The sequence below is a fragment of the Streptomyces sp. NPDC024698 genome, from assembly GCF_055559015.1.
Window position 1 is genome coordinate 90,192 of the sequence record NZ_JBVHLK010000001.1, and the last position, 12,672, is coordinate 102,863.

Sequence of the window (12,672 nt, forward strand, 5' to 3'; positions counted from 1 at the left end):
GGGCTCCTGCCGTGGCGAACTGCCGGGGATCAGTGGTGGCCGTGGCCGCTCGTGATCTCCTTGTACTCCTCGACGGTGGGCTTGGGGATCTGGCCCTCCTCGCCGTAGAAGCCCTTGCTCATCTTGGCGCGCAGCTTCTGCGCACCCGAGACCTTGCGCTCGACACCGTTCTCGTCGACCGTCGGGCCGATCTCGGCCGGCTTGTACTGCACGTGCGCGGTGAGCGTGTGCAGCGCGTCCTGGCTGAGCGGCTCGTGGACCTCGATGAACTCACCGTGCGGCAGGCGCTTGATGATGCCCGACTCGCGGCCGTGCAGCACCTTGTCCCGGTCCCGGCGCTGGAGGCCGAGGCAGATCCGCTTGGTGGCGATGAACGTGAGCACCGGCACGACGAAGAAGGCGATGCGCACGAACCAGGTGATCGAGTTGATCGCCAGGTGGAAGTGCGTGGCCCAGATGTCGTTGCCGCCGCCGACGAGCAGGACGAAGTACCAGCTGATCCAGGCGGCACCGAACGCGGTCCGGGTCGGGACGTTGCGCGGGCGGTCCAGGATGTGGTGCTCGCGCTTGTCGCCGGTGACCCAGGACTCGATGAACGGGTAGACCGCGATCGCGACCAGGACCAGCGGGAAGATCACCAGCGGGATGAACACGCCCAGGACGAGCGTGTGACCCCAGAGGTTGATCTCCCAGCCCGGCATGACACGGATGAGGCCCTCGGAGAAGCCCATGTACCAGTCGGGCTGGGCGCCCGTGGAGACCATGTCCGGACGGTAGGGACCCATGGCCCAGATCGGGTTGATCGAGGCGATCGCCGCGATGGCCGCGATGACACCGAAGACCAGGAAGAAGAAGCCTCCGGCCTTGGCCATGTAGACCGGGAGCAGCGGCATGCCGACGACGTTCTCGTTGGTCTTGCCGGGGCCCGCGAACTGCGTGTGCTTGTGGTAGAAGACCAGGATCAGGTGGCCGACGACCAGGCCGAGCATGATGCCCGGCAGCAGCAGCACGTGCACCGAGTAGAAGCGGGCCACGAAGTCGCCGCCCGGGAACTCGCCGCCGAACAGGAAGAACGACAGGTACGTGCCCACGATCGGCACGGACAGGACCGCGCCTTCCATGAAGCGCACACCGGTGCCGGAGAGCAGGTCGTCCGGGAGCGAGTAACCGGTGAAGCCGGTGAACATGCCGAGGACGAACAGCAGGAATCCGAAGACCCAGTTGATCTCACGCGGCTTGCGGAACGCACCCGTGAAGAACACGCGCATCATGTGCACGAACATGCCGGCGAGGAAGATCAGCGCGGCCCAGTGGTGGATCTGACGGATCAGCAGACCACCGCGCACATCGAAGGAGATGTGCATGGTCGAGTTGAACGCCTCGGACATCAGCTGGCCCTGCAACGGCACGTAACTGCCGTCGTACACCACCTCGTTCATCGAGGGGTGGAAGAACAGGGTCAGGTACACACCCGTGAGGATGATGATGATGAAGCTGTAGAGGCAGACCTCACCCAACATGAACGACCAGTGGTCGGGGAAGATCTTGCGCATGTTGGACTTGGCCAGGGAGTAGATCCCGAGACGGCCGTCGGCCCAGTCGGCCACCCGCTCACCGGCGGGTGCCTTCTCGCGCGAGGGGCGCGAGTCGGAGGTGGTGGTAGTGCTCATCCGCGCTCCCAGAATGCAGGACCGACGGGCTCTTCGAAGTCGCTGAGCGCCTCGAGGTAGCCCTCAGCGTTCACGCCGATGCGCAGCTGCGGCAGGGCGTGACCGGCCGGGCCGAAGATGACCCGGGCACCGTCGGAGAGGTCGAAGGTGGACTGGTGGCACGGGCACAGCGCGTGGTGCGTCTGCTGCTCGTACAGGGAGATCGGGCAGCCGACGTGGGTGCAGATCTTCGAGTAGGCCACGATGCCCTGGTAGGACCACTCGAGTTCCTGCTTGTCCTTGATGTCGTCCGGCTGGAGCCGGATGATCATCAGGGCCGCCTTGGCGATCTCCTTCTGGAAGTCCTCGTCGTCCGTCTCCAGGCCCTCGGGCTTGGCGAAGGTGAGCGAACCGACGGCGACGTCCGAGGGACGCAGCGGCTCGTTCGTGTTCATGTTGACGAGGAGCTTGCCCTTGGACCACAGCGTGTGGCGCAGCTTCGTGCCGGGCAGCGGACCGAGGTCGCGCAGCAGCATGACGCCGGAGAGCGGGAACAGGGCCAGCGCGCCGAACATCGTGTTGCGGATCAGCTTGCGGCGGCCGAGCGCGGACTCCTTGGCACCCTGCTTGAAGTCGGCCAGGACCTTGGCCTTGACGTCGGGCGCCGCCTCGATCGGGTGACGATCGTCGGCGACCTCGACGTCGGACATCAGGGTGCGGGCCCAGTGGACCGCCCCCGCGCCGATCGAGAACAGCGCCACACCGAGGCACATGCCCAGCGCGAAGTTCAGCGCGCTGATGTGCCCGAGCGGGAACACGAAGATCGACTTGTTGTTCGGGATCGCCACGTACGAGGCGATGAAGCCGACGGTGGCCACCATCGACAGCACGAACAGCATGGCCACCAGGCGCTCGGACCGCTTGGCGGCCCGCTCGTCGATGTCCTGGATGCGGTGCTCGTGGGGCGGCAGCCCCGGGTCCGCGAACGGGTTCTGCTCGTCCGCGACGGCTACCGGGCCGTGACCGTGGTCGTCGGAGGCCCGCTCGGCGGGCACGTTCTCTTCTGGAATGTCTTGGCTACTCATGACTTCTTGGCCTTTGCGGTCCGAGCGGCGACCCAGACGGCGACGGCGACCAGGGTTCCGAGACCGAAGACCCAGCCGAACAGGCCCTCGCTGACCGGCCCGAGGCCACCCAGTTCGAGTCCGCCGTTGCTCTCGGTGTCGTCACCGTTGACCGCGTCGAGGTACGCGATGATGTCCTGCTTGTTCTTCTCCGTCAGCGTGGTGTCGGGGAAGGACGGCATGTTCTGCGGGCCCGTCTGCATGGCCTCGTAGATGTGCTTCGGGTCGACACCCTCCAGGCTCGGCGCGAACTTGCCGTGCGTCAGCGCGCCACCCTTGCCGGTGAAGTTGTGACACTGGGCGCAGTTCGTGCGGAAGAGTTCACCGCCGTTGGCGATGTCCGCGCCGCCGGGGCTGACCTGGTTCTTGGTCGGGATCGCGGGGCCGGCGCCGAGCGAGGCGATGTAGGCCGCGAGCTGGTCGATCTCGGCCTGGGTGTAGATGACCTTCTTGCGCGGGATCTGAGCGCCCGGCTGCTGGGCCGGCATACGGCCGGTGCCGACCTGGAAGTCGACCGCGGCCGCGCCCACACCCACCAGGCTGGGGCCGTCGGAGCTGCCCTGACCGCCGGTTCCGTGGCAGCTTGCGCAGCCCACGGAGTACAGCTTCTTGCCCTCGGTGATACCGAGGGACTGGGAGGTTTCATCGGCCTGCGCCTTGCCCGCGGGTGCGAACGCGGCGTACAGCCCCCCGGTGGCCGCCAGCGCGAGGAGTAGGACGACGACCGCCGCCAGCGGATGGCGTCGTCGTGCGGAGAGCTTTTTCACGGATTACCCCGGTGTCAGGATCTTCTGCGTCGGTGCTTCTGGATGTTTCGGGCGGTGGGCCCGATTACTTGATCAGGTAGATCGTGGCGAAAAGGCCGATCCAGACGACATCGACGAAGTGCCAGTAGTAGGACACGACGATGGCGGCGGTCGCCTGCTCATGAGTGAACCTCCGAGCCGCGTAGGTGCGACCGAGGACCAGCAGGAAGGCGATGAGTCCGCCCGTCACATGCAGTCCGTGGAAGCCGGTGGTCAGGTAGAACACCGAGCCGTACGGGTCGGAGGAGAGCGAGAGCCCGTCCTTCTTGACCAGTTCGGTGTACTCGAAGACCTGACCGCCGATGAAGATCGCACCCATGATGAAGGTGACGATGAACCACATCCGGAGCTTCTTCACGTCCCCGCGCTCGGCGGCGAACACGCCGAGCTGGCAGGTCAGGGAGGAGAGCACCAGGATCGTGGTGTTCGTCGCGGAGAACGGAAGATTGAGATGGCCTGCCATCTCCTTCCAGTGATCCGGCCCGGTCACCGATCGCAGGGTGAAGTACATCGCGAAGAGGGCCGCGAAGAACATCAGCTCGGAACTCAGCCAGATGATGGTTCCGACGCTGGTGAGGTTCGGCCGATTGACCGACGGGTGCGCGTGCCCGGTTTCTACTGTCGTTGCTGTCGCCACGACCGACATTATGTCGGTCGCTTATCCCGCCCTCACGCCGGGGGGTGCCGTTCGGGGTGTTGACCGGGTGGGTCCAGCCCGTATGGACCATCGAAGCCGTGTCCGAACCGGTGCTGACGAGGTGTTCAAGGGAGTAGCATCCGCGCATCGGGCCGGGGACGATCAGCCCGATCGCACGATGTCCGTACGACGCTGACGTCTCGGAGGAAGAATGCAGCCGACCGCCACGGTGCTGGTCTACAGCGACGACTCCAACACCCGCGCGCAGGTGCGGCTCGCCACCGGGCGCAGGCCCGCCCCGGACGTCCCCCTCGTGGAGTTCATCGAGTGCGCGACGCCGGCCGCCGTCGTCAAGGAGCTCGACAAGGGCGGCATCGACGTCTGTGTGCTGGACGGTGAGGCGGTGCCGATGGGCGGCATGGGCGTCTGCCGGCAGATCAAGGACGAGATCTTCAACTGCCCGCCCGCGCTGGTGCTCATCGGCCGCCCGCAGGACGCCTGGCTGGCCACCTGGAGCCGTGCCGACGCCGCGGTGACCCTGCCGGTCGACCCGGTGGAGTTCGCCGCCTCACTGGCCTCCCTGCTGCGCCGCAGGAACCTTCTGAGCGCCTGAGGCGCGACCGCGCCCCCCGCCAGGGGCGCGGCCTTCCTCACCCGCTTTCGCGGCGAGGCTCACACGCTCTCGGGGCGCAGCCTGGCACGCTGGGCCGGGCTCGGGGCGTCCGGGGACCCGGCGACCAGGGCGCTGCCCTCGCGCCAGTTCTTCCAGTCGAGGTTCCAGTCGCCGAAGCCGTTCCCGAAGGTGTCCATGGTCTTGCCCTCGGAGTTGACGACCTTGACTATGTCTCCGGTGTTGAACGTGTCGAAGAACCACTCGGCGTTCTCGGTGCTCATGCCGGTGCAGCCGTGGCTGACGTTGGCGTACCCCTGGGAGCCGGTCGACCAGGGCGCGGCGTGGACGTACTCACCGCTCCAGGTCACACGGGTGGCGTAACGCACCTCCAGGTCGTAGGAGTCCGAACTGCCCTCGGCGATCCCGATGCTGGTACCGCGCATCCGTACGAGGGACTCCTTGCCGAGCACGACCTTGACGCCGTTGCGCGTGTCGAATCCGGGCTTGCCCGTGGTGACGGGGATCTCCTTGATGTCCTGGCCGTTGCGGTAGACCGTCATGGAGTGGGTGCCCGCGTCGGTCAGGGCGACCATGCTGTCCCCTGTGGTGATCTTCACGGGCTTGGCGTCGCCGCCCCACAGCCGTTCGCCGACCCTGATGCCGGCGAGGTTGCTGTGGGCCGTGACGGTGGCGTGGGCGGGCCAGTACTCCTTGGGGCGGTAGTGCAGCGTCTTGTCGTCCACCCAGTACCAGGAGCCGTCCACCGCGGGGGTGGAGTCGACCCTGAGGGCGCGCTCGACGATCGTGCGGGCCGCCTTGTCCTTGACGGGGGCGCTGAGTTCGGCGGTTATGGGCTGGCCGACGCCGTACCTGCCGGTCTGGGGCCCGAACGCGACGTTCAGCACCTTCTTCGTCTTCGGCGTACTGGTGTCGAAGCCGATGACCTTGCGGCCGGGGGCGCCGTCCTCGTCCTCGGTGCTCACTGTGACCGTGTAGTGGGTGCCTGCGGCGAGGGGCGAGGTGCTGTGCCAGCGGCTGCCGTCGGCGGCCAGTTCGCCCGCTACGTAGCGTCCTGAGGCGTCCGTGGCGGTCACGTCGGTGATGCGCCCCCCGTCACTCTCGGAGGTGATTTCCAGGGGCTTGTCGGGGTCGATCCGGGTCTGCTTCTTGCTGTCCTCGGAGAGTCCCTTGAACGAGATCTGTCCCGCCGCGTCGTACGGCTTCGCCGAGAGCGGGTGGTCGTCGGAGCCGCAGGCGGCGGCGCCGGCGCCGAGGGAGACCACCAGCGCGGTGCAGCTGACGACCGTGCGGATTCGCGGTGAGTGCTTCATGAGTCCACGCTATGGACGCTCGTCAAGCACGGCGCGCCGGGTGAGCCGAGCGAGGGACACAAGTCGCGGCAAACGAGGGAGCCCGGACTCTCCTGACGGAGTGTCCGGGCTCTCGTGTGTTCAGCGCGTGCTACTGGGTGCGGTTCTCACCGTGGTAGTACTCGAAGACCCAGCCCCACAGGCCGAGCAGGATGAGCGGCGCCGAGAAGTACAGCAGCCACCAGCCGAAGACGACGCCCAGGAAGGCGAGCGCGCCACCGGTGCCGAGCGCGAGCGGCTGCCAGCTGTGCGGGCTGAAGAAGCCCACCTCGCCGGCCTCGTCCGCGACGTCGGCCTCCTTGTTGTCCTGCGCCATGGCGTCGACACGCCGGGCCGTGAAGGCCAGGTAGTAGCCGATCATCATGCTCAGGCCGAAGCCCATGAAGAGGGCAGTGGTGCCGGCCGGCTCCTTGGACCAGACGCCGTAGACAACCCCCATGATGAGGATGAACAGCGCCAGCCAGATGAACATCTTGCCTTGGACCTTCACTTGCCGGCCTCCTTTCCGCCAGGAAGGGCCGACGAACCGTGACCGGCGTTCTCGAGCTGGTCGAGAGCGGCGATCTCCGGGTGGTGCAGGTCGAAGGCCGGGGATTCACTGCGGATCCGCGGCAGCGTGAGGAAGTTGTGCCGCGGCGGCGGGCAGGAGGTCGCCCACTCCAGCGAACGGCCGTAGCCCCACGGGTCGTCGACCTCGACCTTCTTGCCGTACTTGGCCGTCTTCCACACGTTGTAGAGGAACGGCAGGATCGACAGGCCGAGCAGGAACGAGCTGATCGTCGAGATCGTGTTCAGCGCGGTGAAGCCGTCGGCGGCGAGGTAGTCCGCGTAGCGACGCGGCATGCCCTCGGCACCCAGCCAGTGCTGCACCAGGAACGTTCCGTGGAAGCCCACGAACAGCGTCCAGAAGGTGACCTTGCCCAGACGCTCGTCGAGCATCTTGCCGGTCATCTTCGGCCACCAGAAGTGGAAGCCGGAGAACATCGCGAACACCACGGTGCCGAACACCACGTAGTGGAAGTGCGCCACCACGAAGTAGGAGTCGGACACGTGGAAGTCCATCGGCGGCGAGGCCAGGATGACGCCGGTCAGACCACCGAAGGTGAAGGTGATGAGGAAGCCGACGGCCCAGAGCATCGGTGTCTCGAAGGACAGCGAGCCCTTCCACATCGTTCCGATCCAGTTGAAGAACTTCACACCGGTCGGTACGGCGATGAGGAACGTCATGAAGGAGAAGAACGGGAGCAGTACGCCACCGGTGACGTACATGTGGTGCGCCCACACGGTCACGGAGAGGCCCGCGATCGCGATGGTCGCGCCGATCAGGCCCATGTAGCCGAACATCGGCTTGCGCGAGAAGACCGGGATGACTTCGGAGATGATGCCGAAGAACGGCAGGGCGATGATGTACACCTCTGGATGGCCGAAGAACCAGAAGAGGTGTTGCCAGAGCAAGGCTCCGCCGTTTGCCGCGTCGAACACATGCGCACCGAATTTTCGGTCCGCCTCCAGGGCGAACAGCGCCGCCGCGAGGACGGGGAAGGCCAGCAGCACCAGAACCGCGGTGAGCAGGACGTTCCACACGAAGATCGGCATACGGAACATCGTCATGCCGGGAGCGCGCATGCAGATGATCGTGGTGATGAAGTTGACCGCGCCGAGGATGGTGCCGAAGCCGGAGAAGGCCAGACCCATGATCCACATGTCCGCGCCGATGCCCGGCGAGCGGACCGCGTCCGACAGCGGGCTGTAGGCGAACCAGCCGAAGTCGGCCGCGCCCTGCGGGGTGAGAAAGCCGCCGACCGCGATCGTCGAGCCGAAGAGGTACAGCCAGTAGGCGAACATGTTCAGCCGCGGGAACGCCACGTCGGGCGCGCCGATCTGGAGCGGCATGATCCAGTTCGTGAAACCGGCGAACAGCGGCGTCGCGAACATCAGCAGCATGATCGTGCCGTGCATCGTGAACGCCTGGTTGAACTGCTCGTTCGACATGATCTGGAGTCCGGGACGCGCCAGCTCCGCACGCATGAGCAGCGCCATGACGCCACCGATGCAGAAGAACGCGAACGACGTCACCAGATAGAGCGTGCCGATCGTCTTGTGGTCAGTGGTGGTGAGCCACTTGATCACGACGCTGCCGGGCTGCTTGCGCCGCACCGGCAGCTCGTTCTCGTACGAGTCTTCGGCGGCGGCACCCTGGGGTTCGTTGAGGATGCTCACAGGTTGTTCGTCTCCCGGTTCTTCTCGTGGCCCGTCTGCTCAATGCCGGCCGGGACGTAACCGGTCTGTCCCTTCGCCGCGAGCTCCTTGAGGTGGGCCTCGTAGCGCTCGGGGGAGACGACCTTCACGTTGAAGAGCATCCGGGAGTGGTCGACGCCGCACAGCTCGGCGCACTTGCCCAGGAACGTGCCCTGACGGTTCGGGGTCACCTGGAAGGAATTGGTGTGACCCGGGATGACGTCCTGCTTCATGAGGAACGGCACCACCCAGAAGGAGTGGATGACGTCACGCGAAGTGAGGACGAAGCGGACCGTCTTGCCCTCGGGGAGCCAGAGGGTCGGACCCGGGTTGCCCGTCTGCGGGTTCTTCGAGGCAGGTGTGCCGACGTCGTAGACACCACCGGCGTTCGCCGGGAAGTCCTTCTTGAACCGGTCCGGGATGGCGGCCAGGTTCGGGTCGGTCTTGGCGTTCCCGGAGGAACCGGGGACATCCTCGATGTAGTTGAAGCCCCAGCTCCACTGGAAGCCGACCACGTTGACCGTGACGTCGGGCTTCGGGCTGAGGCTGAGGAGCTTCGTCTCGTCACGTGCCGTGAAGTAGAACAGCACCGAGACGATGATGAGCGGGACCACCGTGTACAGCGCCTCGATGGGCATGTTGTACCGGGTCTGCGGAGGAACTTCGACCTTGGTCCGGCTGCGCCGGTGGAAGATGACACTCCACAGGATCAGGCCCCAGACCAGCACGCCCGTGGCGAGCGCGGCCGCCCACGAGCCCTGCCAGAGGGAGAGGATCCGCGGAGCCTCCTCCGTGACCGGGGTGGGCATACCAAGGCGGGGGAAGTCTTCCCAGTTGTACGAGCAACCAGTGGCTGTCGCCAGGACCAGGCCCGCAGTCATTGCCTGCAGCAGCTTCCGCCGCATCGGGCGCCGCGGCGAGCGGTCGGAGCCGTTGGGACTCACGTAGCGCCTTCCCGAGAGTCTCGCCCGCGCTGTTGGCTGCGGCCTTCTCGCTGGTCGGTCGCCGCCCTGCGTCGGGCAGGGGTTTGGATGTTTATGCGGACCAAACCCTACTGGACGCTATTTGGGGTCGCGCGGGGAGGGTGCCCAACGCGCCGCCCGACTCCCCGAAGGAGTGCTGTTTCGCCTCCAAGCCCTTGTCAGAGCACCTGGAATGCCCCGGTCCGGATGGCTTCTGACGCTCTCTCGGGAGTGCACGGGAGGGGTCCCGGGGCGGCCGGGGAGGCCCTAGCGTGGGGGCGTGTCCTACTTCGACGCCGCGTCCGCGGCACCGCTGCATCCCGTCGCCCGGCAGGCCCTCCAGGCCTCCTTCGACGAGGGGTGGGCCGATCCCGCCCGTCTCTACCGTGAGGGAAGGAGGGCCCGGCTGCTCCTCGACGCGGCCCGCGAGGCGGCGGCCGACGCGGTGGGCTGCCGCCCCGACGAGCTGGTCTTCACCACCTCCGGCACCCGGGCGGTGCACTCCGGCATCGAGGGCGCCCTGGCGGGCCGGCGGCGCGTCGGACACCACCTGATCGTGTCAGCGGTCGAACACTCGTCGGTACTCCATGCGGCGGACCTCCACGAGGCGTCCGGGGGGTCGGTGACCCGCGTTCAGGTGGACCGCTCCGGCCGGGTGTCCCCTTCCGCGTACGCCGAGGCCCTGGTTCCCGGCACCGCGCTGGCCTGTCTCCAGTCCGCCAATCACGAGGTGGGCACCGAGCAACCGGTCGCCGAGGTAGCACAGATGTGCCGGGAGGCAGGGGTGCCGCTGCTGGTGGACGCGGCGCAGTCGCTGGGCTGGGGACGGGTGGAGGGCGACTGGTCCCTGCTGACCGCGAGTGCCCACAAATGGGGCGGGCCCTCGGGCGTCGGGCTGCTCGTCGTCCGTAAGGGGGTCCGGTTCGCCCCCCAAGGGCCCGCGGACGAGAGGGAGTCGGGACGGGCGCCCGGGTTCGAGAACATCCCGGCGATCGTCGCCGCGGCGGCCTCGCTGCGGGCCGTCCGGGCGGAGGCGGCGGAGGAGGCGGCACGGCTGCGTGAACTGACGGAGCGGATCCGCGCGCGGGTGCCCGCGCTGGTGCCGGACGTCGAGGTGGTCGGCGACGCGGTCCGCCGGCTCCCGGGGATCGTCACCTTCTCCTGTCTCTATGTCGACGGGGAGACCCTGCTGCACGAACTGGACCGGGTGGGCTTCTCGGTGTCCTCGGGTTCTTCCTGCACCAGCAGCACCCTGACCCCCAGCCATGTCCTGAAGGCCATGGGTGTCCTGAGCGAGGGCAATGTGCGGGTGTCGCTGCCGCCCGGCACCGGGGAGGAGGACGTCGACCGCTTCCTGTCGGTGCTCCCGGGCCTGGTGTCGGGGGTCCGCGAGAAGCTGGGCGCGCCGACGGCGGTGACGAAGGTGCCCGCGTCCGCCGACGCGCTCGTCGTCGACGCGCTGGGCCGGCGCTGCCCGATCCCCGTCATCGAGCTGGCCAAGGTCATCGGGGACGTGCCGGTCGGCGGCACGGTCCGGGTCCTGTCCGACGACGAGGCGGCCCGTCTCGACATTCCCGCGTGGTGCGAGATGCGGGGCCAGGAGTACGTCGGGGAGGAGCCGGCCGATCGCGGCTCCGCCTACGTCGTCCGCCGGCTGTCGTAGAGCGGCCCGCGCACCGGGGGCCGGCCTCCGCCGGACAACGGCACGGGCCCGCCTCCGCAGGACGGAAGGCGGGCCCGGACCCGGATCGGGGAACCTAGGCGAGGTGCGCCCGGACCTCGGTGGCGGCGTCGTCGCCGTACGCCTTGGTGAAGCGGTCCATGAAGTGGCCGCGGCTCAGCTGGTACTCCTGTGTGCCGACCGTCTCGATGACCAGGGTGGCGAGCATGCAGCCGACCTGGGCGGCGCGCTCCAGGCCGACGCCCCAGGCGAGGCCGGAGAGGAAACCGGCGCGGAAGGCGTCACCGACGCCCGTCGGGTCGGCCTTGAGCTGCTCCTCGGCGCAGCCGACCTCGATCGGGTCCTGGCCGACGCTCTCGATGCGGACACCGCGCGAGCCGAGGGTGGTGACGCGGTGGCCGACCTTGGAGAGGATCTCCGCGTCGCTCCAGCCGGTCTTCGACTCGATGAGCCCCTTCTCGTACTCGTTCGAGAAGAGGTACGTCGCCCCGTCCAGCAGTATCCGGATCTCGTCGCCGTTCATGCGCGCGATCTGCTGCGAGAAGTCGGCGGCGAACGGGATCGCCCGCGAGCGGCACTCCTCGGTGTGGCGGAGCATCCCCTCGGGGTCGTCCGCTCCGATCAGGACGAGGTCGAGACCGCCGACCCGGTCCGCGACGGCCTTGAGTTCGATGAGGCGGGCCTCGCTCATCGCGCCCGTGTAGAACGAGCCGATCTGGTTGTGGTCGGCGTCCGTGGTGCACACGAAGCGCGCGGTGTGCAGCACCTCGGAGATACGCACGGAGGCGGTGTCGACGCCGTGCCGGTCCAGCCAGGCGCGGTACTCGTCGAAGTCCGAGCCGGCCGCGCCGACCAGGATCGGCCGGGTGCCGAGCTGGCCCATGCCGAACGCGATGTTCGCGCCGACCCCGCCGCGCCGGACATCGAGGTTGTCGACCAGGAAGGAGAGGGAGACCGTGTGCAGCTGATCGGCGACCAGCTGGTCGGCGAAACGGCCGGGGAAGGTCATGAGGTGGTCGGTGGCGATGGAGCCGGTGACTGCGATACGCACGGCTAGGACACGCTCCTGCGAGGGGAGAGGATTGACAGTTAACGCTACCGGGTCCGCACGCGACCCCTGAAGGGCCAAAACTACCCGATAGTAGATCTTTCTTCGTGACGGCAACGGTGCATACGGTTCCGGTATGACGAACCTCAAGGTCCATGGCTCCGCTCCGCTCGGTCCGGTCGGCGACCTGGAAGGCGATCTGGCGTCGCTGCGCGGCGACTGCGCCCGGATGGCCGGTCACTGGGCGGCCCCCGCACCCGTTGTCCCCCTTCATGTCTCCCCGTCCCTCATCCACGGGGTGACGGTTCCGCCCTCCTCGGCGCGGCTGCTGGACGCGATGTCCGACTACGGCGACTGACCGGCGGCCCCCGCGCGGCGCCGCCGAACGGGTGAGAGCCCCGGCGGCGCCGAACGGGTGAACCGGAGTGCGCCGGCAGGGAACCGTGCGCTCCCCCGCCGCGTCCCATCGCTGTCCCCCGTACCGGGGATGCGCGCTACGACCCCAAGGTGCCCGTCGTCGACGGGGCCGGGTCGTGGGACGGCA

General features: G+C 67.8%; 12 protein-coding genes. 3 read left to right on the forward strand and 9 right to left on the reverse strand.

Going from position 1 to position 12,672, the window contains the following annotated elements:
- Window positions 1–29: 29 nt before the first annotated feature.
- The 4 genes from qcrB to ctaE all read right to left on the reverse strand — a co-directional run bounded on the left by qcrB (window position 30) and on the right by ctaE (window position 4,225).
- Window positions 30–1,670 (reverse strand): cytochrome bc1 complex cytochrome b subunit, encoded by a 1,641-nt coding sequence (qcrB, locus tag ACZ4AA_RS00410; protein ID WP_467592970.1) that lies wholly within the window; start codon window positions 1,668–1,670, stop codon window positions 30–32.
- Window positions 1,667–2,734, reverse strand: a complete 1,068-nt coding sequence (gene qcrA, locus ACZ4AA_RS00415; protein ID WP_467592973.1) for a cytochrome bc1 complex Rieske iron-sulfur subunit — start codon at window positions 2,732–2,734, stop codon at window positions 1,667–1,669. Before qcrA ends, qcrB begins: the two co-directional genes overlap by 4 nt.
- On the reverse strand, window positions 2,731–3,540 hold the full coding sequence (qcrC, locus tag ACZ4AA_RS00420; protein ID WP_467592976.1) for a cytochrome bc1 complex diheme cytochrome c subunit: 810 nt from the start codon (window positions 3,538–3,540) through the stop codon (window positions 2,731–2,733). The genes qcrA and qcrC overlap by 4 nt, the downstream gene beginning before the upstream one ends.
- Before the next feature lie 64 nt (window positions 3,541–3,604).
- Window positions 3,605–4,225, reverse strand: a complete 621-nt coding sequence (gene ctaE, locus ACZ4AA_RS00425) for an aa3-type cytochrome oxidase subunit III (RefSeq protein ID WP_328555967.1) — start codon at window positions 4,223–4,225, stop codon at window positions 3,605–3,607.
- 202 nt (window positions 4,226–4,427) lie between these two features.
- On the opposite strand from ctaE, the gene ACZ4AA_RS00430 reads away from it, so the two are divergent.
- Window positions 4,428–4,829, forward strand: coding sequence for a response regulator (locus ACZ4AA_RS00430; RefSeq protein ID WP_467592980.1), 402 nt, complete (start codon window positions 4,428–4,430; stop codon window positions 4,827–4,829).
- A 59-nt stretch (window positions 4,830–4,888) separates the two neighbouring features.
- Here the strand turns inward: ACZ4AA_RS00430 and ACZ4AA_RS00435 are convergent, their stop codons facing one another.
- From ACZ4AA_RS00435 to ctaC, 4 genes are all read right to left on the reverse strand, one after another.
- Window positions 4,889–6,160 carry a L,D-transpeptidase gene (locus ACZ4AA_RS00435; RefSeq protein ID WP_467592983.1) on the reverse strand — a complete coding sequence of 424 codons (1,272 nt, stop codon included), beginning with the start codon at window positions 6,158–6,160 and terminating at the stop codon, window positions 4,889–4,891.
- Window positions 6,161–6,290: 130 nt separating this feature from the next.
- Entirely contained in the window at window positions 6,291–6,689 is a 399-nt protein-coding gene (locus ACZ4AA_RS00440; protein ID WP_467592985.1) for a cytochrome c oxidase subunit 4, read from the reverse strand.
- Window positions 6,686–8,419, reverse strand: coding sequence for an aa3-type cytochrome oxidase subunit I (gene ctaD, locus ACZ4AA_RS00445; protein WP_339128939.1), 1,734 nt, complete (start codon window positions 8,417–8,419; stop codon window positions 6,686–6,688). The genes ACZ4AA_RS00440 and ctaD overlap by 4 nt, the downstream gene beginning before the upstream one ends.
- Complete coding sequence (gene ctaC / locus ACZ4AA_RS00450; protein ID WP_467592987.1) at window positions 8,416–9,381, reverse strand: aa3-type cytochrome oxidase subunit II; 966 nt, start codon at window positions 9,379–9,381, stop codon at window positions 8,416–8,418. The genes ctaD and ctaC overlap by 4 nt, the downstream gene beginning before the upstream one ends.
- A gap of 298 nt (window positions 9,382–9,679) precedes the next feature.
- On the opposite strand from ctaC, the gene ACZ4AA_RS00455 reads away from it, so the two are divergent.
- Window positions 9,680–11,062 (forward strand): aminotransferase class V-fold PLP-dependent enzyme, encoded by a 1,383-nt coding sequence (locus ACZ4AA_RS00455; protein ID WP_467592989.1) that lies wholly within the window; start codon window positions 9,680–9,682, stop codon window positions 11,060–11,062.
- Window positions 11,063–11,156: 94 nt separating this feature from the next.
- Here ACZ4AA_RS00455 and ACZ4AA_RS00460 read toward each other — a convergent pair whose 3' ends face one another.
- A complete protein-coding gene (locus ACZ4AA_RS00460; protein ID WP_467592992.1) occupies window positions 11,157–12,131 on the reverse strand; it encodes a carbohydrate kinase family protein in 975 nt (324 codons plus the stop codon).
- A 133-nt stretch (window positions 12,132–12,264) separates the two neighbouring features.
- On the opposite strand from ACZ4AA_RS00460, the gene ACZ4AA_RS00465 reads away from it, so the two are divergent.
- Window positions 12,265–12,486, forward strand: coding sequence for a hypothetical protein (locus tag ACZ4AA_RS00465; protein WP_467592994.1), 222 nt, complete (start codon window positions 12,265–12,267; stop codon window positions 12,484–12,486).
- Window positions 12,487–12,672: the final 186 nt, after the last annotated feature.